Origin of the sequence: Streptomyces sp. NPDC059247 (assembly GCF_042754005.1) — a bacterium.
Taxonomy (GTDB): domain Bacteria; phylum Actinomycetota; class Actinomycetes; order Streptomycetales; family Streptomycetaceae; genus Streptomyces.
Genome location: NZ_JBHYZW010000016.1, coordinates 19,919 through 44,070 on the forward strand (window position 1 = coordinate 19,919; position 24,152 = coordinate 44,070).

The following is a 24,152-nucleotide window of genomic DNA, read 5'->3' on the forward strand; positions in this document are numbered from 1 at the left end:
GTCGAGGACCTCTGGCCCGGGTCACCCCGCGCGCAGGCGCAGACCTCTGGGGGTGGCCACGAAGCCCGCCGTCTCCAGGGGGCGGGCCAGCGGGGACGTCAGGGCCGTCGCGCCGTTGATCCGCTCCACCGTGACCGTGCCGAGCGTGCCCGTCCGCGCCGCCTCCGCCAGGGCGCCCGCCGCCGCCGTCAGGACCGGGTCGTCCGGCTCGGCGGGCCAGCACAGGAGCGTCTTGCCGCCCCGCTCCATGTACAGCGTCAGCTCGCCGTCGACCAGGACCACCAGCGCGCCCGCCTTCCGGCCCGGCTTGTGCCCGGCGTCGGTGGGCGGCTCGGGCCAGGACAGGGCGGCCCCGTACGCGTTCGCCGGATCGGCCGCCGCGAGGACCAGCGCGCGCGGGCCCGCCGCCGCCTCCACGCCCCGGTCGCGCGCGGTGGCCGCCGCCCGCAGCCGGTCCACCGCCCCGTCCACCGCGAACTGCGCCGCGCCGAGCCCCTCCACCACGTATCCGCGCCGGGCCTGCCCGCTGTCCTCGAAGGCCGCGAGGACCCGGTACACCGCCGAGAAGCCGCCCGCCACGCCCTCGGCGGCCACCGCGCCCCGGGTGACCACACCGTGCCGGTCCAGCAGGGTCCTGGCCAGGGCGTGAGCCCGGTGCGTCGGCTCCGGTTCCGGCGGGGGCAGCAGCGACCAGCGGCCGGAGACCGTCGGCGGGCCCGTCCGGGACGCGGGACGGGCGGCGCCCGTCAGCGAGCCGTACCGGCCGCGAGGGACCGTGCGGCGCGCCCGGTGGGCGGTCGCCCCCGCCGTACGGCCCGAGCCGAGGACCGAGCGCAGCGGGGCGAGGGTGTCGTTGGTCAGCCGCCCCGACCAGGCCAGGTCCCAGACCGCGTCGGCGAGCTGCGGATCGGTCGCGTCCGGATGGGTGGTGGCCCGGATCTGGTCGGCGATCTGCCGGAAGAACAGGCCGTACCCGCCGGACAGCACGGTCAGCACCGACTCGTGCAGCGCGGACAGCTCCAGGGGCTGCGGCGGCGGCAGCAGCAGCGGGGCCGCGTCCGCGAGGTACAGCGAGACCCAGCCGTCCTTGCCGGGCAGCGAGCCCGCCCCGGCCCACAGCACTTCGCCGGTGGTCGTCAGCTCGTCCAGGAGCCCGGGGGAGTAGTCCCGCACCCGGGACGGCAGCACCAGCTTCTCCAGGGCCGAGGCGGGCACCGGCGCGCCCTGGAGCTGTTCGACCGCGCGGGCGAGGCCGTCGATCCCGCGCAGCCCGCCGCCCCCCAGGTGCTGCCACTGCGGCAGGAACGTGGCGAGGGCCGCCGGGGGCACCGGCTCCAGCTCGTGGCGCAGGGCCGCGAGGGAACGGCGGCGCAGTCGCCGCAGCACCGTCGCGTCGCACCACTCCTGGCCGATGCCGGAGGGGTGGAACTCGCCCTGGACGACCCGGCCGGACGCGGCGAGCCGCTGGAGCGCGCCGTCGGTGACGGCCGCCCCCAGCCCGAACCGGTCGGCGGCCGACGAGGACGTGAACGGGCCGTGGGTACGGGCGAACCGCGAGAGGAGGTCCCCCAGCGGATCCTTGACCGGCTCGGTGAAGGCCTCGGGAACCCCCACCGGCAAGGCCGTGCCCAGGGCGTCCCGGAGACGGCCCGCGTCCTCGATCGCGGCCCAGTGCTCCCGGCCCCCGATCCGCACCCGGATCGCCCGCCGGGCCGCCCCCAGCTCCGGCGCCCAGACCGCCTCCGCACCGCGCTCGGCCAGCTCCGCTTCGGTGAGCGGCCCCAGCACCCGCAGCAGGTCGGCGACGCCCTCCACGTCCTTGATCCGCCGGTCGTCCGTCAGCCACTGGAGCTCCCGCTCCAGCTCCGTCAGGACCTCCGGGTCGAGCAGCTCGCGCAGCTCCGCCCGGCCGAGCAGCTCCGCGAGCAGCCGGGAGTCCAGGGACAGCGCCGCCGCCCGCCGCTCGGCGAGCGGCGAGTCGCCCTCGTACAGGAACTGCGCCACGTAGCCGAAGAGCAGCGAGCGGGCGAAGGGCGAGGGCTCGGGGGTGGTGACCTCGACCAGACGGACCCGGCGGGCCTCGACGTCCCCCATCAGCTCCACGAGTCCCGGCAGGTCGAAGACGTCCTGGAGGCATTCGCGGACCGCTTCGAGGACGATCGGGAAGGAGCCGAACTCGCTCGCCACCTGGAGCAGTTGGGAAGCGCGCTGGCGCTGCTGCCAGAGCGGGGTGCGCTTGCCCGGGTTCCGCTTCGGCAGCAGCAGGGCGCGCGCCGCGCACTCGCGGAAGCGGGACGCGAACAGCGCCGAGGCGCCCACCTGGTCGGTGACGATCTGCTCGATCTCGCCCCGGTCGAAGAGGGTGTCGGCCGCGCCGACCGGCGCCGTGTCGGCGTCGTACGTCGTGTCGAGGTGCCGCCCGGGATCGACCGGCTCGTGGTCGAGCAGGTCGAGGCCCATGTCCAGGCCCATCAGATCGGCGTCGGGCAGCCGCAGCACGATGCCGTCGTCCGCGTGCATCACCTGCGCGTCCATGCCGTACCGCTCGGCGAGCCGCGCCCCGAGGGCCAGCGCCCACGGGGCGTGCACCTGTGCCCCGAACGGGGAGTGGATGACGACCCGCCAGTCCCCGAGCTCGTCCCGGAACCGCTCGACGAGGATCGTCCGGTCGTCCGGCACGTGCCCGCAGGCCTCGCGCTGCTCCCCGAGGTAGGCGATCACGTTGTCCGCCGCCCAGGCGTCGAGCCCCGCGGCCAGCAGCCGCAGCCGGGCGTCCTCCTCCGGGAGGGCGCCGACCTCGCGCAGGAACGCGCCCACGGCCCGGCCCAGCTCCAGCGGGCGGCCCAACTGGTCGCCCTTCCAGAACGGCAGCCTGCCCGGCACCCCGGGCGCGGGGGAGACCAGGACCCGGTCACGGGTGATGTCCTCGATCCGCCAGGAGGTGGTGCCGAGCGTGAACACGTCGCCGACCCGGGACTCGTACACCATCTCCTCGTCGAGCTCCCCGACCCGTCCCCCGCCCTTCTTGGGGTCCGAACCCGCCAGGAACACGCCGAACAGACCCCGGTCGGGGATCGTGCCGCCGGAGGTGACGGCGAGCCGCTGGGCGCCCGGCCGTCCGGTCACGGTCCCGGCGACCCGGTCCCAGACCACGCGCGGGCGCAGCTCCGCGAAGGCGTCCGACGGATAGCGGCCCGCGAGCATGTCGAGCACGCCCGTGAACGCCGACTCGGGCAGGGACGAGAACGGCGCCGCCCGGCGGACCAGCGCCAGCAGGTCGTCCACCTGCCAGGTGTCGAGGGCTACGGTCGCCACCAACTGCTGCGCCAGTACGTCCAGGGGATTGGCGGGGATCCGCATCGACTCGATCGCCCCGGCGCGCATCCGCTCGGTGACCACCGCCGCCTGCACCAGATCGCCCCGGTACTTGGGGAAGACCACGCCCGTCGACACCGCGCCGACCTGGTGCCCCGCGCGGCCCACGCGCTGGAGCCCGGAGGCCACCGAGGGCGGTGACTCGACCTGCACGACCAGGTCGACCGCGCCCATGTCGATGCCCAGCTCCAGGCTGGAGGTGGCCACCACGGCGGGCAGCCGGCCCGCCTTCAGGTCCTCCTCGACCTGGGCGCGCTGCTCCTTCGAGACCGAGCCGTGGTGGGCGCGGGCGAGCAGCGCGGGGGCGCCCCTGGCGGCCCCCGACTGGGCCATGACCTCGGCCGGGGGAGCCCCCTCGGGCAGCGGTTCGCCGGTCGCCCGCTCGTACGCGATCTCGTTGAGCCGGTTGCACAGGCGCTCGGCGAGGCGGCGGGAGTTGGCGAAGACGATGGTGGAGCGGTGGGCCTGGACGAGGTCCGCGATCCGCTCCTCGACGTGCGGCCAGATCGACGGCCGGTCGCCGCCGTCCTTGCCCTCGGACGCGGGCGAGCCGCCCAGCTCGCCCATGTCCTCGACGGGGACGACGACCGACAGGTCGAACTCCTTGCCCGACGCGGGCTGGACGATCTCCACGGCCCGCCCCGGCGACAGATAGCGCGCGACCTCGTCCACCGGGCGGACCGTCGCGGACAGGCCGATCCGGCGCGCCGGGCGGGGCAGCAGCTCGTCCAGCCGCTCCAGGGAGAGCGCAAGGTGGGCGCCGCGCTTCGTGCCCGCGACCGCGTGCACCTCGTCGAGGATGACCGTCTCCACTCCGGAGAGCGCCTCGCGGGCGGCGGAGGTCAGCATCAGGAACAGCGACTCGGGGGTGGTGATCAGGATGTCCGGCGGGCGGGTGGCGAGGGCCCGGCGCTCGGCCGGGGGAGTGTCGCCGGAGCGGATGCCGACCCTGACGTCCGGCTCGGGCAGGCCCAGCCGCACCGACTCCTGGCGGATGCCGGTCAGCGGCGAGCGCAGGTTCCGCTCGACGTCCACGGCGAGGGCCTTCAGCGGGGACACGTACAGCACGCGGCAGCGCTTCCTCGGCTCGGCGGGCGGGGGCGAGGAGGCCAGCCGGTCCAGGGAGGCGAGGAAAGCGGCCAGGGTCTTGCCCGAGCCCGTGGGGGCGACGACGAGGACGTCGGAGCCCGCGCCGATGGCGGTCCAGGCGCCCTCCTGCGCCGCCGTGGGCGCGGTGAAGGCCCCGGCGAACCAACCACGGGTCGCGGGGGAGAACGAGTCGAGCGCGGACCTGACCATGCCCTCCATCGTGCACCCGCCCACTGACAACCGCCCGGACCTGGGGAAACCCGTTCGCGCCCCGGTGGGTCGGCTGCCGCAGAATGGAGGCATGACGAGCGGGGAGCGGGCCCGGTACTGGCAGTACCCCGAGCTGCCCGGGGTGGACCTGCTGCACGCCCGCTACGTCCGCAAGGTCTTCGCCCGGCACACCCACGAGACCTTCGTCTTCGCGGCGGTCACCGAGGGCGTCGAGGCCTTCCACTACCGCGACGACCTGGTCCGCACGGGCCCGGGGCAGGTCGCCCTGGTGAACCCCGACACCCCGCACACCGGGCACGCGGGCGTGCCCGAGGGCTGGACGTACCGGACGATCTACCCCGACGCGGAGATCGTCCGGTCCATCGCCGCCGACGTCCTCGCGCTGCGCGGCTCGGTCGGCTTCACGCTTCCCGTCGTCGACGACCCGGCCGCCGCCCGGCTCGTCGTCGGTGTCCACCGGGCCGCCGAGGAGGGCAACGCGCTGGCGGCCGACACCATGCTCCGGCTGGTCACCGCCCGGCTGCTGCGCGGCCACGGCGGGCTGATCAGTCCGCTGCCCCCGCGTACGGCGGGCGGGCGGAACGCGGCACGCGCGCGTGCCGTCCTGGAGGACCGCATGGTGGCGCCGCCGACCCTGGAGCGTCTCGCCACCGACCTGGGCACCAGCCCCTTCGCGCTGCTCCGGGCCTTCCGGGACGCGTACGGGATGCCGCCGCACACCTGGCTCACCGACGCGCGCGTGCGGCGGGCGCGGCGGCTGCTGGACGCGGGCACGCCACCGGCTGCTGCCGCCGCCGCCGTCGGCTTCACCGACCAGTCGCACCTCAGCCGCCACTTCACCCGCAGCGTCGGGGTGCCGCCGGGCGCCTACCAACGCGCACGTGGCACCGGAGGCCGGGCGTCCTAGCGGCGGCCCGGCCCGGCCACCACGTACGCGGTGGGCATCGTTCCGTCGGGAACGGAAGGGCGCCCGCCTCGACCGGCCGGGGTACGCGCGCGCGGGGAGGGCCGTGCGCGGTGCCCCGTACGGTTCCGGCGTCCACCGGCCCGGGTACGCGCGCGGGGAGGGCCGACGGTGGGGCCGCACGTCTCCGTTCGGCCCGAGTACGCGCGCGGGGGTTCCCCGGCCCCTGTCCGGGGGTGTGTACGCGCCCGTCCGGCCGGGGTACGCGCGCGGGAGTCCGTTCCGGGGGCCGTCCCCGCTCCACGACCTGGGCACGCGCGCGAGGAACCCCCTCGGGCACCCGCCGCAAGAACGTACAAGACCCGGTCGACGACACTGCCGTACCGTCCCTGACGTGGCAGAACAGACAGCACCTCCCGTCATACGCGACGGAGCACCCGACGAGACATCCCGAGCGGCGTCCGGCGAGACGCCCGAAGCGGCGCAGGGCACACCCGGCGCGGCACCGGCCGGGCCCGGCGCGGCACCCGCCAAGCCCGAGGCGGCCGTCGTCCGCGACGCGCTCGGTGTCGGAGTGGCCGTCGGCCTCTCCGGCTTCGCCTTCGGCGTGACCTCCGCGGGCTCCGGCCTCAGCGTCCTGCAGACCTGCGTCCTCAGTCTCCTCGTCTTCACCGGGGCCTCGCAGTTCGCGCTCGTCGGCGCCCTCGCCGCGGGCGGCAACCCCTTCACGGCCGCCGCCGGGGCCTTCTTCCTCGGCACCCGCAACGCCTTCTACGGTCTGCGGCTCTCCCAGCTCCTCGCCGTGCCCAGGGCCGTCAGGCCGTTCGCCGCGCACTGGGTGATCGACGAGACCACGGCCGTCGCGCTCGCGCAGCCGTCCCGCAGGGCCGCCCGGATCGGCTTCACCGTCACCGGCCTCACCCTGTACGTCCTGTGGAACGCGACCACCCTGCTCGGCGCCCTCGGCGCGGAGGCGATCGGCGACACCGCCGCCTGGGGGCTCGACGCGGCCGGTCCCGCCGTCTTCCTCGCCCTGCTCGCCCCCATGCTGAAGTCCGCGACCGAACGGACCACCGCCGGGATCGCCGTCCTGCTCGGCCTCGGGCTGCTGCCCTTCCTGCCCGCCGGGGTCCCGGTCCTCGCGGCGGCCCTCGCCGCGCCCCTGGTGCTGTGGTTCCACGGCCGCCGCACCGGCCCGCCCGCCGGGACGGAGGGCCCCCGATGAACGTCTGGATCGCCATCGCCCTGACCGCCGGCGGGTGCTACCTGCTCAAACTGCTCGGGCTGCTGGTCCCCGCCGGAGCCCTGGAACGGCCGCTCGTACGGCGGCTCGCCGCGCTCCTCCCCGTCGCGCTGCTCGCCGCGCTCACCGCCCAGCAGACCTTCGGCGCGGGCCACGCCCTGGTCCTCGACGCCCGCGCCGCCGGAGTCGCCGCGGCGGCCGTCGCCCTGGTCCTGCGGGCCCCCTTCCTGGTGGTCGTGGGCGCCGCCGTACTCGTCACGGCGGGGGTACGGGCCCTGGGCGGGTGACGGAGGGGCCGGGCGGCGGCGGGCCCTTCCGGGGGCGGCTGTGCCCGCGCGGCTGGAGCCCGCCGCCCGGCCCCTTCCGTCAGCCGATGGCCCGGCCGTGCGCCCGCAGGACGCGCAGGGCCTCGACCGTGACGATCGGACGCCACTCCAGGGCCGAGCCGGGGGCCCAGGCGCGCCAGCGGATCGGCCAGCCCCCGTCCGGCCGCTGGTCGGCCGCGAGCCGGTCGAGCGAGCGGGCCATCTCCGCGTCGGTGAACCAGCGGGCCGCCAGCGAGTCGGGCACGCGCGCGTAGTCGTGCGGATGGTGGAGCTCGCCGGGCGCGTACCCCTCGGGGACCGGGTGGTCGGCCTCCCGGTCCGGGTCAAGGACGACGAGCCGCTGCTCGCGCACGAGCCGCCCGAGACGGGCGGCGGCGGCCTCCGCGCGCGCGTGGTCCGGTGCCCCGTCCAGGAAGGCGACCGCGGCCTCGATCTCGTACGGATGCGACTTCTCCAGCGATTCCACGGCCGCCCAGCAGTACTCGGTGGCCCGGAACAGCCACGCGTGCCAGACCTGGTTGCGGTGCAGCAGGCCGACCACCGGGCCCGTGGTGAGCAGCGCGCTCGGTGGGGACTCGACGACCGGGACGAAGGGCGCCGACGGGTAGGGGCGCTGGGACGGGTGGACGGCGGGCAGCGCGCCGTCGGGGGTGGACACGGCGGTGAGGTAGCGGCAGATCCGCTCCGCGCGCAGCCCGCCGCAGCGGCCGATCGAGTCGAGGACGCGCAGCGCGTGCGCGGTGTGCAGCGGCTGGCTGACCGGGCCGCGCAGGTCGGGTTCGAGCGCGTGCCCGTAGCCGCCGTCCTCGTTGAGGTACGAGGAGAGGGCCGTCTCGACCTGGTCCGCGCCACCGTGCAGGAAGTGGTGGGCGAATCTGCGCTGTTCGAGGACGCGGGCCGTCAGCCAGACGAAACGCTCGGCGCGGGCCAGGGGAGTCGCGGGCGGGGCGGGGAGTGGATTTTCGGCCATGCTCCGACCGTAGAGCGGAACGCCGTGGTGACAAGGCTCACGGAGCGGGCTGCACTCTTGGGAGCGGGATACTGGCGTCATGCGGTTGACGATTTTCTGGGAGCGGATGGCCGACCACTTCGGTGCGTCGTACGCCGAGTCCTTCGCGCGTGACCATGTGATGGCGGAGCTGGGCGGCCGGACGGTGCGCGAGGCGCTGGACTCGGGCTGGGAGGCGAAGGACGTGTGGCGGGCCGTCTGCGCGGCCGTCGGCGTACCGGCCGACAAGCGCTGACGGCCGCCGGGGCCCCGCGGAAGCCCCCGGGGAACCCCGTCCCGCGAGCGGGGACCTCGGGGTGACCGGGGTGATGTGAGGGGGCCCGGGTGGAATGTCCGTGCGGTGCGCGAGACTGGCGGGGTGGCTCCGACTGACGAATCCGACGTGACACGACCGAACACATCCCGCGACCCGGACACATCCCGTGAACCGGGCGAATCTCCCGGACCGGCCGCCTTCCCGGCTCCGGCCTACGCAGGCGCCGACGGCGGTGCGACCCCCGCGCCCGCCGGCACGACGACGGCGGTCACCGGCGGCGGGGGCGTCGCCACGAAGACCGCGCCGGTCGGCGAGGGGACCCCCAGAGACGTACCGGACGGGCCCGACGGCGCCGGGGCCGGGGCCGACACGGCCCGGACCGCCGGTGCCGGGCCCGCCGGGAGCCTGCCCGTCGAGCGGGGCGGGTCCGTCGAGCGGGCCGGGTCCGTCGACGAGCGCGGTGTGCCCGCCGGGCAGGCCGCGCGGATGCCGCGCTGGCTGCCCCGCGCGCTCGTCCTCGCCCTGGCGCTCTACTCCTGCTTCCTCCTCGGCAACTGGGCCTTCCACCAGCTCGTCGGTCTCCTCGTCAACATCCTGCTCGCGTTCTTCCTCGCCCTGGCCATCGAACCGGCGGTCGGGCGGATGGCGGCCCGGGGGATGCGGCGGGGACTCGCCACCTTCCTCGTCTTCCTCGCCGTCATGGTCAGCAGCGTCGGCTTCGTCGTGCTCCTGGGGTCGATGCTCGCCGGGCAGATCGTGGACATGGTCGAGAACTTCCCCAAGTACCTCGACTCACTGATCAACTGGATCAACCAGAACTTCCACACGGACCTGTCCCGGGTCGAGGTCCAGGACAGCGTCCTGAGCTCCGACTGGCTGCAGAAGTACGTGCAGAACAGCGCCTCCGGCGTCCTCGACGTCTCCACCACCGTCCTCGGCGGCCTGTTCCGGCTGCTGACGATCTTCCTGTTCTCGTTCTACTTCGCGGCCGACGGACCCCGGCTGCGGCGCGCCCTCTGCTCCGTCCTGCCGCCCGCCCGGCAGACCGAGGTGCTGCGCGCCTGGGAGATCGCCGTCGACAAGACCGGCGGCTATCTGTACTCGCGCGGGCTCATGGCCCTCATCTCGGGCGTCGCGCACTTCGTGCTCTTCGAGATCCTCTCCGTGCCGTACGCGCCCGCGCTCGCCGTGTGGGTCGGTCTGGTGTCGCAGTTCATCCCGACCATCGGCACCTATCTGGCCGGTGCCCTGCCGATGCTGATCGCGTTCACCGTCAACCCCTGGTACGCGCTGTGGGTGCTCGGCTTCGTGGTCGTCTACCAGCAGTTCGAGAACTACGTCCTCCAGCCGAAGCTCACCTCCAAGACGGTGGACATCCACCCGGCGGTGGCGTTCGGCTCCGTCATCGCGGGCACGGCCCTGCTCGGCGCCGTCGGCGCCCTGATCGCGATCCCGGCGGTGGCGACCCTCCAGGCCTTCCTGGGCGCGTACGTGAAGCGGTACGACGTGACCGACGACCCGCGCGTCCACGGCCACCGGCGGTACGGCGAGGCCGTCGTCGCCCGGTTGCAGAAGGCCCTCCAGCACAAGAAGGAGCCGACGCCGGAGGAACCGGCCAGAGAGGGGTGACCGGTGCCCTCCGCGACGCGGGCGCGGACGGGTCCCGCGCGGGGACCGCTCCCCGCGCGCGTGGAGCGGCCGTTCCGGGGCCGTACGGGCGATGGCGGCCGAGCTACGCGCGCGTGCTGCCGACCGGGTCGTCCACGAGCGGGTTCGGGACCGGGAGGTAGTGCGGGGCGGTGCCCTCCGCCCCGATCCAGCGGGAGAGCAGGTTCGCCTTGCCGGGGAGGGTGGGCGCGGCGAGCAGCCCGGCGACGTCGGGCGCCCCGGGCGGTCGGCCGTCGCGCTCGAACTCGTCGCGGGCCCGTGCCCACAGGGCGGGCGCCGATCCCGGGAAGCGGTCGTCGAGGGCCCCGGCGATCTCGGAGAGGTTGTTGACCACCAGGCAGTAGACGAGCCGCCGCCAGGCCGCCTCGCGGGGCGTCTCGGGCACGGTCTTGGCGCCCTCCGCGTCACGGAACACCGACTGCACGGGGACGCCCAGGGAGTCCACGGCGATCAGGGTGTTCTGCAGATGGCACTCCACGACCACCCCGAAGCGGGCGAACACCTCCAGGACCGGTCCGACGACCCGGCGCAGATACGCCGACCACCACGCCAGGGGATCGGTGACCCGGTCGAGGGGATTGCCGGGGAAGCCCTCCACGAGCGCCGCCGCGAGCACCGCCGTCGTACCGGGCGCCAGATGCCGGTCCAGACCGTCCCTGACGAGCACGGCGCAGGTCTCGAAGAGCCCGTCCACCGTGCGGTAGCCCCGGTCGCTGAGCCAGGCCGACGGCCCGCCCACGGCGGCGAAGGCGGCGGTGACCCGGGGGTCGGTCCGGCGGACGTGCAGCAGCTCGTGACGGCGCATCCGGCGGATGTCGTTGGTGATCCGCACATCGAGGCTGAACTTCAGGAGCAGGTCGCCGCGCGCGCGGGAGCCGTCGCCGGGGACGTACAGGGTGCGCACCGACGAGGTCGGCCGGGCGTTCCCGCGCGTGGTGCCCAGCCGGACGAGACGGCCCTCGGCGAAGGCGGCGCGCAGCCGGGGGGTACGGGCCGAGAGCTCCAGCTGCCAGGGGTGGGCGGGGAGCAGGCGGTAGCCGGGCGGGGCCTCGCCGAGGGCGTCCAGGGCCCCGGTGTCGCCGTCCTCGACCAGGGCGTCCTCGCGTACGCCGAGCAGCACCAGCGGGAACCCGGCGTACGCCTCGGGGGCGTACCGCAGCCACGAGGTGGACGGACCCCAGGAGGTACGGGCCTTGGGCGCCGGATGGTACGGGTGGCCCATGACCAGGGACTGCTCGGAGCGGAGCCAGGGGTCCTCGGGCGGCACGGCGCGGGCGCGGGCGGCGAGGAGGGCCCGTACGGCGTCGCGGCTGGCGGCCATCTCGGCGGCCAGGACCGGATTGGAACGGCCGGTGGTGGCGCGCATCTCCTGGACGGCGAGGTCGACCAGACCGGTGTGGTCCAGGGCCCGCCAGGACCGGCCCGTCCACAGCTCGGGGGCCGAGGGCCGGTGCCCGGGGCGCACCCGCAGGAGACGGCCGCTGGCGCGCAGGCGGTGGACGGTCTGCCACGGACCCCGGCCGAGCGGACCGGCGGACCGGCCGGGCCCCGGTTCGTCCCGCTCGCCGTCCGGGGCCGGAGCGGGGTCCGCCGCCTCCCGGAGGAGGCAGTTGAGCAGGGGCGTCACCGCCAGCGCGTCGGCGGCCCGCGTCAGTGTGTTCATCGTTCTCAGTATGTGCGGACCGGGTCATGTGTGGATCGGCTTCGGCCGCGATAGAACAGAACCATGTGCAGAACCGCCGCGGAGCGGGCCCTCGCCGCCGAGCTCGACGCCGTACGGCCCCGGCTGACCGCCGCGTACACCACGGGGCTCCCGGGGACGAGGAGCGCGGTGCTGACCCGGCTGTGGCGCGGTCTCGTCCACGAGCCGATCCCCTGGATCACGGCCAGGACGGCCGACCGCGAGGGCGTCACCCTGCTGCTCGCCGACGGGCGGCGGCTGCACGGCCCGCCCTCGGACCCCTGGGCGACGGCCATGACGGCGACCCGGCTCGACCTGGACGGACGCCCCTTCGACCACCCGGCCGAACTGGTGGCGGCCCTCGCCGTCCCGGGCGGCGGGCGGCTGGCCGCCGAACTCGACCGCAGCGTCGCCTCGATGGCACTGTCGCGGACCACGCCCCGGCGAGCCGTCACCGTGCCGCCCACGGCCCCCTGGGACGCGGAACAGACCGACACCGACGGGCACCCGTACCACCCCGGCTGCCGTTCCCGACCGGGTTTCTCGGCCGCCGAGGAACTGGCGTACGCGCCCGAACACCGGCCCGTCGTCCCGCTGCGCCTGGCCGCCGTCGAGGACGCCGCCGTGTCCGGCGCGTGGCCCGACGAACTCCGCGACGGCGCCGCCGTACTGATCCCCGTCCACCCCTGGCAGGCCGAGCACGTCCTGTCCGGGGTCCCGCTGCGCCCCGGCCCGGACGCCCACCCGCTCCTGTCCCTGCGCACCCTCGCCCTGGGGGAGGACGCGCCCTGGGGCACGTACGCGTACGGGGAGGGCGGCCAGGACGGGAGCACGCGCGCGTACGGGGAGGGCGGTCCGCACGGGAGCACGCGCGCGTACGGGGAGGGCGGTCCGCACGGGAGCACGCGCGCGTACGCGTACGCGCGCGGCGGTGTGCACGTGAAGACCTCGCTGAGCACACGGCTCACCTCGACCGTCCGGGACATCTCCGCGTACACGGTGACCCACGCCGTCGCCACCTCCGCGTTCCTCGAAGGACTGGCCGGGCGGTTCGAGGGCCGGTTCCACATCGCCCGTACGCTGGCGGCGGCCGGGGCGGGCACCGCCGACCTGGCGGTGCTCCTGCGGGAGGCGCCCCAGGTCCACGCGCGCGCGGCGGCGGGGGAGAGCGTCGTGCCGGTGGCCGCCCTGCCCGCGCTGTTCGCGTCCCGCACCCCCGCCGAACGGTTCGACCGGACCGTGGGGTTCGCCCGGCTGGCCCTCGGCGTCTGCCTGGAACTGCTCGACCTCGGGGTGGCCCTGGAGGCGCACGGCCAGAACCTCCTCGTGGTCGTCGACGCCGAAGGGCGTCCGCTGCGGCTCGTCTACCGGGACCTCGCCGACATCCGGATCAGCCCCGCCCGCCTCGCCCGGCACGGCGTCGCGGCCCCGCCGCTGACCGGCCGTCTCCTGGACGACGACCCGGACGCGCTGCGCCGCAAGGTCCTCGGCGGCCTGGTCACCGGTGCGCTCGGCCCGCTGGCCGGGGACGCGCCGACCCTCGGCACGGTCCTGGAGAAAGTCCTCCCGGACCTCGTCCCGACCCCGGACCTGCGCGCCCTGCGCACCGATCCGCTCCCGGCGAAGGCGCTCACCCTGATGCGGCTGGACCCGGAGGGACGGGAGCGGTGGACCGGGCTCCCCAACCCCTTGGGGACGGCCTCGGGCCACCGCGCGTGAGTGGGGGAGCAGGTGAGGGACCGGGCGGGTCCGGAGCGGGTTCCGCCGGGCCCGGACCGTGACGGCCGCCCCCTCGGCCGTGCTCAGACCGTCGTCGGCCCGTCCTCGGCGAGCGGGACGCCGAGGCGTTCGGCGACGGTGGCGAGGGCCTTTCCGAGGGGGAGGGCGATCCGGGCATCGGCGAACTTGTCGCCGCGCGTGGGGTCGCGGTTGACGATCACCACGGGCGTACCGGCGTCGCCCGCCTGACGGACGAACCGCAGCCCCGACATCACCGTCAGCGAGGAACCCAGCACCAGGACCGAGGAGGCGGCGCGCACCAGTTCCCGGCAGTGTTCGACCCGTTCCACGGGCACGGTCTCGCCGAAGAACACGACATCCGGTTTGAGGATCCCGCCGCACACCACGCACGGCACCACCCGGAAGTCCGCGACCTGCTCGTCGGTGAGATCGGCGTCCCCGTCCGGGTTGATCGCGGCGGGCACCGGATCGAAGCCCGGGTTGGCCTCGCCCAGACGTTCGGCCAGCGCGTGCCGGGCGCTCCTGTCGCCGCAGCGGAGGCAGACGACCCGGTCGAGGCTTCCGTGCAGCTCCACGACTCCGGCGCTGCCCGCCGCCTGGTGCAGCCCGTCGACGTTCTGGGTGACGACCCCGCCGAGCAGCCCCCGCCGTCCGAACGCGGCCACCGCCCGGTGCCCGTCGTTGGGCCGGGCCCGCGCGAAGGTGCGCCGCCCGAGATGGCTCCGGGCCCAGTACCGCCGCCGGGCCCCGGCGCTCGCGGTGAAGTCCTGGTACGTCATCGGCGTGTGCCTGCTCAGGCTCCCGCCCGCGCCACGGTAGTCGGGGATGCCCGACTCGGTCGAGATCCCGGCCCCGCTGAGCACCAGCACGCGGCCGGTGCGCAGGGCCCCGACGACCGGCTCCAGGTCCGTCGTGCCCGGCGGGAGGTCCCCGTCCGGGGTCCAGCTGAGCGTGGGGCGCGTACGCATGACGCCAGGGTACGGAACCTCCCGCCGTCACGGCCCGTCGCGGGCCCGGCCCCGCGCCCTTCAGACGCCCGTGGGGTCTCCGGCGGGCGACACGCGCGCGTGCCCGGCGGCCTCGGCTGGGGTGTGGGCGGAGGCGAAGGAGAACGCGCGCGGGGACGGCCCGTTCTCCCGCAGGTCCGTCAGCCGCTCCAGGGCCTCGGCGACGGTCGGACGGTGACCGGCGGGCACCCACCACAGCACCAGGTGCGCCGCCGCGTGCCGCTCGAACCAGTCGCGCCGCCGCCGCATCACCTCCAGGTGGCCGCTGCGGTAGGTGAAGTCCCACAGGGCCTCCTGGGTCTCCCACACCGACATGTTGACGATGACGTCCTCACCGGCCGGGCGCAGGGCGGTGGCGTCGGCGGACCCGTCCGCGACGAGGCGCCACACGAAGCCGGGCGCGGCGTCGGCGGCGGCGTTGACCGTGTCGAGCATCTCGACGAAGGGCGCGACACGAGGGTCGTCGAGGGGGTGGAGGAGGGTGGCGACATTGAGCTGGGCGAGGTGCGCGGCAGGCGGGGACGCAGTCATGGCCTCATCCCAGCACGGCGCCGATTTCTATGTCAATCTTGATTGTTTTTAGAATCTTCGACGACGACGCAGCATTCGCCCGGACGGGAGTCCATCCGGGCCCGGACGGCGCCGCCGGTGCCGAGCAGCCCCTCCAGGAGGGCGAGGTTCATGCCGCAGACGAGCGGCGGGAAGCGTTCGGCGACGGAGTGGAAGGGGCAGTTGCGCATCCGGACGACGGCCGGGGGTGCTTCCGGCATCGCCTTTGTCGTCTCCGCCGGTCCGGCCGCTCCCGGTGCGGTGGGTGCCGGTCCGGTCGCCTTCGGCGCCGTTCCGGTGGCCCCGCCGGTCCGGTCGCTCCCGGTGTCCTCCGTGCCGCTGGGGGTGTCGGCCGGTTCGAGGTGGGGTTCGTAGCCCCGTGCGGCCAGGGTCTCCATGGCCTCCGTCAGGCTCCCGCAGGGGGTGGCGGGGCCGCGCAGGGCCTCGCCCCTGCGGCGCGCGGCCGTACGGAGCTCCGTGTCCAGACCGGCCCGCTCGGCGGCCTCGGCCAGCAGGTCGGCGGCGGTGAGGTAGTCCCGGGAGGGCAGGGACACCGCGTGCTCGGCACGCGCGCGGGTGTAGACCTTGGCGGGTCGCCCGGCCCCGGGGCCCGAGCGGCCCGTCAGGCGTCGGCTGCCGCTCTCCAGCAGGCCCGCCCCGGTCAGTCTGTCCAGATGGTGCGCGGCGAGCGTGCGCGTCACCCCGGTGGCCTCGGCGGCCTCGTTCCGGCCGACCTCGCGGCCCTGGGCCGCCACGTACTCGTACAGGCGGCGCCGTACCGGGTCCTGGAGCGCCGCGATCGCGTCGATGTCCTTCACCCGTCCATTCTAGGAACAACGCGGGTTGTCGATAGAGCTTCGCCGGTCGCGCGCGCGATGTCCGTACGGGCGGAGGCGGCGAGAGGTGTGTCACTCGGCGCGGGGTCGGCCGCTCCCCGCCGAAAGTCACACAACGTGCTAGGGCGCACACGTTCGGTTGGTAGAAATGGGGGTCGCGCTCCCGTGCTCCGGGGAATCCCCGGGGTGGAGGTGCGTACGGGTGCCCGGCGTCCGCCGGGGAGCCCGCTTCCTCCCGAAAGGTCCTGCTTTCATGACTACCGTGACGTCGCCGCTGGCCGGTCGTGCCGTCGGGCTGGCCAATGTGCCCGACCCCGTCTTCGCCGGTGCGATGGTCGGACCGGGCACCGCCGTCGACCCTCTGCGCGAGCCCATCGAGGCCGTGGCCCCCGTGGACGGCCAGGTCGTCTCCATGCATCCGCACGCCTTTGTCGTGATGGACGAGAACGGGCACGGCGTCCTCGTCCACCTCGGCATCGACACCGTCCAGCTGAACGGCGAGGGCTTCGAGCTGTTGGTGAACAAGGGAGACCGGGTCAAGCGGGGCCAGCCGGTCGTCAAGTGGAACCCCGCAGCCGTCGAGGCGGCGGGCAAGTCGCCCATCTCCCCGGTCGTGGCCCTGGAGGCGTCGGCGGACCAGCTGAGCGGCGTGGTCGAGTCCGGCGAGATCGCCGTGGGTGGCGAGCTCTTCGTCTGGAACTGACCCGGCGGGTGCGGGGCGAGGGGCGGCCGTGGCGCTCCTCTGGGTCGAGGCTCGCGGGAGTCCGACCCGCCGGGGTCGTCCGCAGGGTTCTCGTGGACGGCTCCCGCTCGGCGCTCCGCTGCTCCGGTCGGCGGCTTCGGGGGCTCGGGCCGGTGGTTCCGGTGGCTCGGGTGAGTGGTGTCCACGGCCCGGGGTGAGTGATGTCCGGTGGGACGAATCATCACCGAACGGACTTCGGTGAAGGGGCTCGACCGGTCTCCGGTGGGGCCGCGTCACGCTTGACACTGAAATCGAACATCCATTCTCATGGAGGTCCGGCCCCTGGAATCGCGGGCTTGTCGGCAAGTTGTCCACAGGTCGGAGGGGACGTCGGAGCCCGTTGTCAGTGGCAGGGGTTAGCGTCTTTCCCATGAAGCGATCGACTCAAGTAAACCGGGTGGAACCCATGGCAGGAACCGACCGCGAGAAGGCGCTCGACGCCGCGCTCGCACAGATTGAACGCCAATTCGGCAAGGGCGCCGTGATGCGCATGGGTGACCGCGTCCAGGAGCCGATCGAGGTGATCTCCACCGGATCGACCGCGCTCGACATCGCGCTCGGCGTCGGTGGCCTGCCGCGCGGTCGCGTCGTGGAGGTCTACGGACCGGAGTCCTCCGGCAAGACGACCCTGACCCTGCACGCCGTCGCCAACGCCCAGAAGGCCGGCGGCCAGGTGGCCTTCGTGGACGCCGAGCACGCCCTCGACCCCGAGTACGCCAAGAAGCTCGGCGTCGACATCGACAACCTCATCCTGTCCCAGCCGGACAACGGCGAGCAGGCCCTCGAGATCGTCGACATGCTGATCCGCTCCGGCGCCCTCGACCTGATCGTCATCGACTCCGTCGCCGCGCTCGTCCCGCGCGCCGAGATCGAGGGCGAGATGGGCGACTCGCACGTCGGCCTCCAGGCCCGGCTGATGAGCCAGGCGCTCCGGAAGATCACCAGCGCGCTCAACCAGTCCAAGACCACCGCGATCTTCATCAACCAGCTCCGCGAGAAGATCGGCGTGATGTTCGGCTCGCCGGAGACCACGACCGGTGGCCGCGCCCTGAAGTTCTACGCCTCGGTGCGCCTCGACATCCGCCGTATCGAGACCCTCAAGGACGGCACGGACGCGGTCGGCAACCGCACCCGCGTCAAGGTCGTCAAGAACAAGGTCGCGCCCCCCTTCAAGCAGGCCGAGTTCGACATCCTCTACGGCCAGGGCATCAGCCGCGAAGGCGGCCTGATCGACATGGGCGTGGAGCACGGCTTCGTGCGCAAGGCCGGTGCCTGGTACACGTACGAGGGTGACCAGCTCGGCCAGGGCAAGGAGAACGCCCGCAACTTCCTGAAGGACAACCCCGACCTCGCCGACGAGATCGAGCGGAAGATCAAGGAGAAGCTCGGCGTCGGCGTCCGGCCCGAGGCCGGGAAGACCGACGCGGCGGACGCGACCGCGAGCACCGACGCGACCGGTGCGGACGACGCGGCCAAGAGCGCCCCGGCGGCGGGCAAGACCGTGAAGGCGGCCAAGGTCACCGCGGTCAAGAGCTGAACCGGTGACCGGTCGTACCGAATGGCCGGGTGACAGCCCCGACTCGTCGAGGGCCGAGAAGGAGCTGTCGCCCCAGGAACCGGCTGAGCGGGCGCGGGCGATCTGCCTGCGCCTGCTCACCGGGAGCCCGCGCACCCGCAAACAGCTCGCCGACGCGCTGCGCAAGCGGGAGATCCCCGACGAGGTGGCCGAAGAGGTCCTCTCCCGCTTCGAGGACGTCGGACTCATCGACGACGCCGCCTTCGCCGGGGCCTGGGTGGAGTCCCGTCACCACGGCCGGGGGCTCGCCCGCCGCGCCCTCGCCCGGGAGCTGCGGACCAAGGGCGTCGAACCGGCTCTCGTCCAGGAGGCGGTGGAGCGGCTCGACTCCGAGCAGGAGGAGGCCACGGCCCGCGCGCTGGTCGACCGCAAGCTGCGCTCCACCCGTGGCCTGGAGCGCGACCGGAGACTGCGCAGACTCGCCGGGATGCTCGCCCGCAAGGGCTACCCGGAGGGCATGGCCCTCAGAGTCGTCCGCCAGGCACTGGAGGCGGAGGGCGAGGACACGGACGGGCTCGACGAGTCCTTCTGATCCCCCGGGGGAGATCAGAAGGACCCGGAGAGCGCCCGGAAGGCCGGTGAGGACCGACGACCGGAACGGAAGGCCCGGGGCGCCGGGGCCTGTCCACCGGCTGTCGGCCGCAGGGCGTCGGCCGTCCGTCGGCCACCGGCCCCTCGGCCGTCCGTAGATCATCGGCCACCGGCTGTCCGTCCGCGGTCTCCCGTCGCCGTCCGTCTTCAGGCCGGCCACCTGCCCACCGCCCGCCAGCAGCTCACCCGGCGGTCCGGCGGTCGTTCCGCCGTCACCCGTCACCCGTCACCCGTCACCCGTCACCCGTCACCCGTCACCCGTCACCCGTCACCCTCGCCCGTCACCCTCGCCCGTGGCTCTCCGCTCGGCTTCGGGTGGTTCGGCGGGCTGCGGTCGGTGGCTGCGGGCTTGCTGACGGGCCGTCTTCTCCACCGTCCCGGCGGGGGCCGTCAGGGCGCGGGTTTGGGGAGGAGGACCGGGAGGCCCGCAGCCTTCCACGCCTGGAAGCCGCCGATCAGGTCCGTCGCCCGGTGCAGGCCCAGACGGCGCAGGGACTCCGCCGCGAGAGAGGAGGCGTAACCCTCGTTGCACAGGACCACCACCCGCAGGTCGTGGCTGTCCGCCTCCGCCGCGCGGTGACTGCCCAGGGGATCGAGCCGCCATTCCAGCTCGTTGCGTTCCACGACCAGGGCGCCCGGGATCAGGCCGTCCCGTTCGCGCAGGGCCGCGTAGCGCGTGTCCACCAGGAGCGCGTCACCCGCTTGGTACGCCTCGTACGCGGCCCGGGGCTCGATCCGGTCGATGCCCGCCCTGACCTGTTCCAGGAGTTCGTCGATGCCCACCCGTCCGGTGCTCACTGCCAGTCCTCCGGACGCTCGACCTGCTCGAGACGGAGCACCGCGCCGGTCCGGCTGAACCGCCGGATCAGGGGGAGCGGCGGATAGTAGGCGTGCACCGACACCGCGTGGGTGTCGGAGGACTCGTTGAGGACCTCGTGCACATGGTGGCGGCCGAAGGCGCGGCCACCGCCCTCCGCGAGACGACGGGAGCGGTCGAGGCCGTCAGCCAGTTCCAGGGTCTTCCAGCCGGTCGCGGGCAGCCGGACGGCGAGCGCGTTCTCGGTCAGAGTGCCGTGCGCGGTGGCGAAGGCGCCCAGCGATTCGGCGTGGTCGTGCCAGCCGGTGCCCGTGCCGGGCGGCCAGCCGATCAGCCACGCCTCGCTGCCGCCGGGCCCGTCGAGGCGCACCCACGTGCGGCCCTCGGGGTCGAGCGGCAGGGAGTCGACCAGTGCGCGATCGGCGGCGGTGCGCCGTACGAAATCGAGGAGGTCGGCCTCCGTCGGCCTGCCGGAAGCACCCGACGGGCCCACCGCGCCGGAAGCGGCGGCGGTGACGGCGGTGACCGGGGCGGGACTGGGGGAGGGAAGGGAGCCGGACGCGGGCGCGGCGGGGGCGCCGACCGTGTCCGGGAGGTGTGCGGGCGCGGTGGAAGACATGGGTGACCGTCCTGGGTTCGCCGAGGGCGCGCGGCGGCACGGCACACGGACGGGAGCCGGTGGCGGCGGGGCGCGCGGGGAAAGGAGAGCGAGATCAGCAGGACGGGCGACACACGCAGCCCGCGTAGCGGACGAGGTCCATATGGACCCTCCGCCACAGGCGCGCATAGGTGTCGGTCACGTTCCGGAGTACACCATGCGCGCCGGTGGGAATCAACGCGTGTCCGCTGTGCGGTCACTCCCCGTGGACACTCCGGCCTTCGCGTCGGCCTTAGCGTCGGCCTTCGCGTCGGCTTTCGTGCCGGTCTTCGTACTGGTCTTCGCTCCGGTCTTCACGCCGGACGGTGCTTCGGCCTTCGCTTCGCGCTTCGACGCCTTCCTCGGGCCGCTCCCGGTGCCGCTCCCGGTGTCCGACCCCGTCTCCGTGCCGGGCTCCGCCCCGGGCTCCGTCTCGGGGTGCGGGGAGCCGCCGCGGACCGCGTCGGCCGCCGCGTACAGCTCCTCGGGGCGGACCCCGGAGAAGGCGGCGACGAGGTGTCCGTCGGGCCGGACGAGCAGGACGGCGTGGGCCGGGGCGCCCGGGTACGCCTCGGTGACGAGGACCTCCGCCTTCGCGGGGAGCGCGCGTACCGCCTCTTCGAGCCGGGGCATCACCCCCGCGCCCCGCCAGTGCCGCCGGTCCCAGACCCCGGTGCCGGGGGCGACCAGGAGGACCAGGAGACGGCCGTGGCCGAGCCGGTCCCTGAGCCGTACGGTCGTGCCGTCCGGCGCGGTCACCCGCACGTCCTCGACGGGGGCGCCCGTGGGGGTGCCGACCGGGACGCGCCCCTCGGTGGGCTCCGGGGCGAGAGGGGAGTGGGGGTGCGCGGGGGGTGCGCCGAGCGGGCCGCGTCCCACGTGTCCGTCGGCGAGGAGGGCGTCGTGGCCCCGCCCCGCCCCGGGGAGGTAGGCGCGCAGTCCGCCGCCGCCGCGCAGGACGGGCAGCGACTGGTCCGCCGCGCGCAGCCGGTCGGCGACGGCCGAGCGGCGTTCGCTCTGGTAGCTGTCGAGGAGCCGTTCCGAGGCGCCGTGGTGCCAGGTGTGGGCGAGCTTCCAGGCCAGGTTGTGGACGTCCCGGAAGCCCTCGTCGAGGCTCTGGGTGCCGACCGCGCCCAGCAGATGGGCCGCGTCCCCGGCGAGGAAGACCCGGTCGACGCGCCAGCGGCGGGCCAGCCGGTGGTGCAGCGTGTACACGCCGGTGTCGATGAGCTCGTACGGCGGTGTCACCCCCTCGCACCACCCGGCCAGGGTCTCGCGGATGCGGGCGACCAGGGCGTCGGGGGTGACGAGGTCGCCGCGCGGCGGCAGCAGCCAGTCGATCCGCCACACCCCGTCGGGCAGCGGCCGGGCGGTGATCTCGTCGGGCGCGCCGCGCCACGGCGGCTGACGGTGCGACAGGGCCTCGCCGGGCCAGGGGAGTTCGGTGCGGAGGGCGGCGACGGCGTGCCGTTCGACGGCGGTGCGGCCGGGGAAGCGGATGCCGAGCAGCTTCCGTACGGTCGAGCGGGCGCCGTCGCAGCCGACGAGGTGGCTGCCGCGCCACCAGGTGCCCCCGGGGCCCCGGGTGTGGGCGATCACGCCGTCCCGGTCCTGCTCGACGCCGTCGAGCCCGGCCCCGGTGACCAGGGTGACGAGGTCCTGCCGGGAGAGGGCGTCGCGCAGTCCCCGGGCGAGGGCGTGCTGGGGGATGTGCAGCGGCGCGGCCGGTGCGGAGGGGGCCTCGGGGTCCTCGGACCACTCCTCCGTACCGCCGAGGCCCAGGTCGAGGGCGAGGTGGCGGACCAGTTGGCGGCGGCGCACACCGCGCCAGCCGACCCAGCGCAGGCCCTCGTCACGGAGGGTGGTGCAGCCGAGCCGTTCGACCATGGCGGCCGTGTCGGCGCGCAGCACGACGCTGCGGGCGGGGCGGGGCTCGTCCTTGCCGTCGCCCTCGTCGAGGACGACGCTGGGCACGCCCTGCGCGGCGAGCGCGAGGGCGAGCGCGAGGCCGACCGGCCCCGCGCCCACGATGATCACCGGGTCCACGGCGCGGCTCCTGAAGGCCGGACGGTCATGAGGGCAGCACAGTCGAGTGTGGCACGAGCCCGGTGGTTGATCACAGAACGTATGCAACCCACTGAGGGTGCTTGCGTCAAGCGCCGGGCTGGGCGCGGTGCGGCTGACCTCGGGTCAGTACCGTTCCGGCCCAGCTCCGTCGCTCCGGGGCCGGTCGGGTCAGGCGCCGCTGACGGCTTCCGACTTGGGTTCGGGCGCTCCGGCCTGGGCGGGAAGGACGACCGCGCCGGACTTCCCGCCGCGCCGCAGACGCTTCTCCAGATACCCGGCGAGGGTGGTGAGGAGCGCGTTGAGGGCGATGTAGATCAGGGCGATGACGGTGAAGGTGGCGATGGTGTTGGCGCCGTAGTTGGCGGTGATCTGCCGGTTCTGGCTGAGCAGTTCCGTGAAGCCGAGGAGGGCGCCGCCGAGCGCGGTGTCCTTGAGGATCACGACGAGCTGGCTGACCAGGGCGGGGAGCATCACGGTCACGGCCTGCGGCAGCAGCACGGACAGCATGGTCTGGCCCTTGCGCATCCCCAGCGCCACGGCCGCGTCGCTCTGGCCCCGGGGCAGTGACAGCACACCGGCCCGGACGACCTCGGCGATCACCGAGGCGTTGTAGAGGACCAGCCCGGTGACCACCGCGTACAGCGGGCGGAAGTCGGAGCTGATCGAGGTGAACTGGGTGTACAGGGCGCTGGCGAACATCATCAGGAGCAGCACCGGGATGGCGCGGAAGAACTCCACGACCGTGCCGACGGGCACCCGTACCCAGCGGTGGTCCGAGAGCCGGCCGATGCCCAGGGCGGCGCCGAGCGGCAGCGCGATGAGGATGGAGAGCCCGGCCGCCTTGAGGGTCTCGGTGAGACCGGGCAGCAGATACGTGGTCCAGACCCGGGAGTCGGTGACGAACGGGCTCCACTTGTCGGCCGCGAGCTGGTTCTTGTCGGCCAGGGCGGAGAGCACCCACCAGGCGATCACCGCGAGGACCGCGAGGAAGACGATCGTGAAGACCGTGTTGCGCCGCTTGGCGCGGGGCCCGGGAGTGTCGTAGAGGACGGAGCTCATCGCTTCACCGCCAGTCGCTTGGCCGCCCAGCCCAGGATGAGGCCGGTGGGGAGGGTGAGGATGAGGAAACCGAGGGCGAAGAGGCTGAAGACGGCGAAGAGCGAGTCGGCCTCGTTCTCGATCATCGCCTTCATCAGGAACGCCGCTTCGGCGGCGCTGATCGAGGCGGCCACGGTGGTGTTCTTGGTGAGGGCGATCAGGACGTTGGCGAGCGGGGTCACCGCGGCGCGGAAGGCCTGGGGGAGGACCACCAGGGTCAGCACCTGGACGAAGCTCATGCCCAGCGCGCGGGCGGCCTCGGCCTGGCCCGGCGGGACGGTGTTGATGCCGGAGCGGAGGGCTTCGCACACGAACGTGCCGGTGTACGCGACCAGTCCGAGGATCGCGAGCCGGAATCCGATGGTGGTCGAGTCGTTGGCCCCGAGCGTGATGCCGAGGGTCTGATCGAGCCCCAGGGAGCAGGCGACGATGACGACGGTCAGCGGTGTGTTGCGGACGAGGTTGACGTAACCGGTGCCGAAGGCCCGCATCAGCGGGACCGGGCTGACCCGCATGGCGACCAGGGCGGTACCCCAGACGAGCGAGCCGATGGCCGAGTAGAGGGCGAGCTGTGCCGTCACCCAGAAGGCGCCGAACAGGTCGTACTGCCCGGAATCAAGAAAGTCGAACACGATGCCCGCGCTCTCCCCTGGTGGTCGGTCGGTGTGGAGGCCGGTGCGTCGGCAGCGGCCGGTGCCGGTGCGACGGCC

Annotated in this window: 21 protein-coding genes; 9 read left to right on the top strand and 12 right to left on the bottom strand. The window is 74.4% G+C overall.

The features are described from left to right. Positions 1–21: 21 nt before the first annotated feature. Entirely contained in the window at positions 22–4,674 is a 4,653-nt protein-coding gene (locus ACFXGN_RS24855) for a DEAD/DEAH box helicase (RefSeq protein ID WP_384863085.1), read from the bottom strand. Positions 4,675–4,765: 91 nt separating this feature from the next. Between ACFXGN_RS24855 and ACFXGN_RS24860 the strand changes: the two genes are divergently transcribed. The 3 genes from ACFXGN_RS24860 to ACFXGN_RS24870 all read left to right on the top strand — a co-directional run bounded on the left by ACFXGN_RS24860 (position 4,766) and on the right by ACFXGN_RS24870 (position 7,129). Next, positions 4,766–5,602 (top strand): AraC family ligand binding domain-containing protein, encoded by an 837-nt coding sequence (locus ACFXGN_RS24860; protein ID WP_384863088.1) that lies wholly within the window; start codon positions 4,766–4,768, stop codon positions 5,600–5,602. A gap of 391 nt (positions 5,603–5,993) precedes the next feature. After that, positions 5,994–6,824 carry an AzlC family ABC transporter permease gene (locus ACFXGN_RS24865; protein ID WP_384863091.1) on the top strand — a complete coding sequence of 277 codons (831 nt, stop codon included), beginning with the start codon at positions 5,994–5,996 and terminating at the stop codon, positions 6,822–6,824. Next, on the top strand, positions 6,821–7,129 hold the full coding sequence (locus ACFXGN_RS24870; RefSeq protein ID WP_384863094.1) for an AzlD domain-containing protein: 309 nt from the start codon (positions 6,821–6,823) through the stop codon (positions 7,127–7,129). The genes ACFXGN_RS24865 and ACFXGN_RS24870 overlap by 4 nt, the downstream gene beginning before the upstream one ends. A 79-nt stretch (positions 7,130–7,208) precedes the next feature. Here the strand turns inward: ACFXGN_RS24870 and ACFXGN_RS24875 are convergent, their stop codons facing one another. After that, complete coding sequence (locus ACFXGN_RS24875) at positions 7,209–8,138, bottom strand: hypothetical protein (RefSeq protein ID WP_384863097.1); 930 nt, start codon at positions 8,136–8,138, stop codon at positions 7,209–7,211. A 79-nt stretch (positions 8,139–8,217) separates the two neighbouring features. On the opposite strand from ACFXGN_RS24875, the gene ACFXGN_RS24880 reads away from it, so the two are divergent. Both ACFXGN_RS24880 and ACFXGN_RS24885 read left to right on the top strand, forming a co-directional pair. Then, positions 8,218–8,412, top strand: a complete 195-nt coding sequence (locus ACFXGN_RS24880) for a DUF3046 domain-containing protein (RefSeq protein WP_351791127.1) — start codon at positions 8,218–8,220, stop codon at positions 8,410–8,412. A gap of 426 nt (positions 8,413–8,838) precedes the next feature. Further along, the gene (locus ACFXGN_RS24885) at positions 8,839–10,062 is read left to right on the top strand and encodes an AI-2E family transporter (RefSeq protein ID WP_384863330.1); all 1,224 of its coding nucleotides are present in this window, start codon (positions 8,839–8,841) and stop codon (positions 10,060–10,062) included. Between the two features lie 103 nt (positions 10,063–10,165). On the opposite strand, the gene ACFXGN_RS24890 is transcribed toward ACFXGN_RS24885, so the two are convergent. Beyond that, positions 10,166–11,764 (bottom strand): IucA/IucC family protein, encoded by a 1,599-nt coding sequence (locus ACFXGN_RS24890; protein ID WP_384863099.1) that lies wholly within the window; start codon positions 11,762–11,764, stop codon positions 10,166–10,168. A gap of 63 nt (positions 11,765–11,827) precedes the next feature. Here ACFXGN_RS24890 and ACFXGN_RS24895 point away from each other — a divergent pair, with 63 nt between their 5' ends. After that, positions 11,828–13,501 carry an IucA/IucC family protein gene (locus ACFXGN_RS24895; RefSeq protein ID WP_384863102.1) on the top strand — a complete coding sequence of 558 codons (1,674 nt, stop codon included), beginning with the start codon at positions 11,828–11,830 and terminating at the stop codon, positions 13,499–13,501. Positions 13,502–13,584: 83 nt separating this feature from the next. Here the strand turns inward: ACFXGN_RS24895 and ACFXGN_RS24900 are convergent, their stop codons facing one another. Genes ACFXGN_RS24900 through ACFXGN_RS24910 form a run of 3 tightly spaced genes read right to left on the bottom strand, consistent with a single transcriptional unit; the run spans position 13,585 to position 15,896 of the window. Beyond that, a complete protein-coding gene (locus ACFXGN_RS24900) occupies positions 13,585–14,490 on the bottom strand; it encodes an NAD-dependent protein deacetylase (RefSeq protein ID WP_384863105.1) in 906 nt (301 codons plus the stop codon). A 60-nt stretch (positions 14,491–14,550) separates the two neighbouring features. Beyond that, positions 14,551–15,060 (bottom strand): DUF3291 domain-containing protein, encoded by a 510-nt coding sequence (locus ACFXGN_RS24905; RefSeq protein WP_384863107.1) that lies wholly within the window; start codon positions 15,058–15,060, stop codon positions 14,551–14,553. A gap of 32 nt (positions 15,061–15,092) precedes the next feature. Then, positions 15,093–15,896, bottom strand: coding sequence for a helix-turn-helix transcriptional regulator (locus ACFXGN_RS24910; RefSeq protein WP_384863110.1), 804 nt, complete (start codon positions 15,894–15,896; stop codon positions 15,093–15,095). Between the two features lie 271 nt (positions 15,897–16,167). Here ACFXGN_RS24910 and ACFXGN_RS24915 point away from each other — a divergent pair, with 271 nt between their 5' ends. The 3 genes from ACFXGN_RS24915 to recX all read left to right on the top strand — a co-directional run bounded on the left by ACFXGN_RS24915 (position 16,168) and on the right by recX (position 18,764). Then, positions 16,168–16,617: a PTS glucose transporter subunit IIA gene (locus ACFXGN_RS24915; RefSeq protein WP_384863113.1), complete on the top strand. Its 450-nt coding sequence runs from the start codon at positions 16,168–16,170 to the stop codon at positions 16,615–16,617. Positions 16,618–17,062: 445 nt separating this feature from the next. After that, a complete protein-coding gene (gene recA, locus ACFXGN_RS24920) occupies positions 17,063–18,193 on the top strand; it encodes a recombinase RecA (RefSeq protein WP_384863115.1) in 1,131 nt (376 codons plus the stop codon). Between the two features lie 4 nt (positions 18,194–18,197). Next, a complete protein-coding gene (gene recX, locus ACFXGN_RS24925; protein WP_384863118.1) occupies positions 18,198–18,764 on the top strand; it encodes a recombination regulator RecX in 567 nt (188 codons plus the stop codon). Between the two features lie 449 nt (positions 18,765–19,213). Here recX and ACFXGN_RS24930 read toward each other — a convergent pair whose 3' ends face one another. The 6 genes from ACFXGN_RS24930 to ACFXGN_RS24955 form a co-directional block, all read right to left on the bottom strand. Beyond that, entirely contained in the window at positions 19,214–19,621 is a 408-nt protein-coding gene (locus tag ACFXGN_RS24930) for a rhodanese-like domain-containing protein (protein ID WP_384863120.1), read from the bottom strand. Then, a complete protein-coding gene (locus ACFXGN_RS24935) occupies positions 19,618–20,259 on the bottom strand; it encodes a cysteine dioxygenase (RefSeq protein ID WP_384863123.1) in 642 nt (213 codons plus the stop codon). Before ACFXGN_RS24935 ends, ACFXGN_RS24930 begins: the two co-directional genes overlap by 4 nt. 94 nt (positions 20,260–20,353) lie before the next feature. Continuing rightward, a complete protein-coding gene (locus ACFXGN_RS24940; RefSeq protein ID WP_315986099.1) occupies positions 20,354–20,440 on the bottom strand; it encodes a putative leader peptide in 87 nt (28 codons plus the stop codon). 32 nt (positions 20,441–20,472) lie between these two features. Next, positions 20,473–22,323 (bottom strand): FAD-dependent monooxygenase, encoded by a 1,851-nt coding sequence (locus tag ACFXGN_RS24945; protein ID WP_384863125.1) that lies wholly within the window; start codon positions 22,321–22,323, stop codon positions 20,473–20,475. 189 nt (positions 22,324–22,512) lie between these two features. Next, the gene (locus tag ACFXGN_RS24950) at positions 22,513–23,403 is read right to left on the bottom strand and encodes an amino acid ABC transporter permease (protein WP_384863129.1); all 891 of its coding nucleotides are present in this window, start codon (positions 23,401–23,403) and stop codon (positions 22,513–22,515) included. Further along, positions 23,400–24,074 (bottom strand): amino acid ABC transporter permease, encoded by a 675-nt coding sequence (locus ACFXGN_RS24955; RefSeq protein WP_384863132.1) that lies wholly within the window; start codon positions 24,072–24,074, stop codon positions 23,400–23,402. The genes ACFXGN_RS24950 and ACFXGN_RS24955 overlap by 4 nt, the downstream gene beginning before the upstream one ends. Between the last annotated feature and the right edge of the window lie 78 nt (positions 24,075–24,152).

Bases quoted from the DNA above. Each gene is read 5' to 3' on its own strand.
- ACFXGN_RS24855 (WP_384863085.1), bottom strand. From the start codon at position 4,674: ATGGTCAGGTCCGCGCTCGACTCGTTCTCCCCCGCGACCCGTGGTTGG.
- ACFXGN_RS24860 (WP_384863088.1), top strand. From the start codon at position 4,766: ATGACGAGCGGGGAGCGGGCCCGGTACTGGCAGTACCCCGAGCTGCCC.
- ACFXGN_RS24870 (WP_384863094.1), top strand. From the start codon at position 6,821: ATGAACGTCTGGATCGCCATCGCCCTGACCGCCGGCGGGTGCTACCTG.
- ACFXGN_RS24875 (WP_384863097.1), bottom strand. From the start codon at position 8,138: ATGGCCGAAAATCCACTCCCCGCCCCGCCCGCGACTCCCCTGGCCCGC.
- ACFXGN_RS24880 (WP_351791127.1), top strand. From the start codon at position 8,218: ATGCGGTTGACGATTTTCTGGGAGCGGATGGCCGACCACTTCGGTGCG.
- ACFXGN_RS24890 (WP_384863099.1), bottom strand. From the start codon at position 11,764: ATGAACACACTGACGCGGGCCGCCGACGCGCTGGCGGTGACGCCCCTG.
- ACFXGN_RS24895 (WP_384863102.1), top strand. From the start codon at position 11,828: ATGTGCAGAACCGCCGCGGAGCGGGCCCTCGCCGCCGAGCTCGACGCC.
- ACFXGN_RS24900 (WP_384863105.1), bottom strand. From the start codon at position 14,490: ATGCGTACGCGCCCCACGCTCAGCTGGACCCCGGACGGGGACCTCCCG.
- ACFXGN_RS24905 (WP_384863107.1), bottom strand. From the start codon at position 15,060: ATGACTGCGTCCCCGCCTGCCGCGCACCTCGCCCAGCTCAATGTCGCC.
- ACFXGN_RS24915 (WP_384863113.1), top strand. From the start codon at position 16,168: ATGACTACCGTGACGTCGCCGCTGGCCGGTCGTGCCGTCGGGCTGGCC.
- recA (WP_384863115.1), top strand. From the start codon at position 17,063: ATGGCAGGAACCGACCGCGAGAAGGCGCTCGACGCCGCGCTCGCACAG.
- ACFXGN_RS24935 (WP_384863123.1), bottom strand. From the start codon at position 20,259: ATGTCTTCCACCGCGCCCGCACACCTCCCGGACACGGTCGGCGCCCCC.
- ACFXGN_RS24950 (WP_384863129.1), bottom strand. From the start codon at position 23,403: ATGAGCTCCGTCCTCTACGACACTCCCGGGCCCCGCGCCAAGCGGCGC.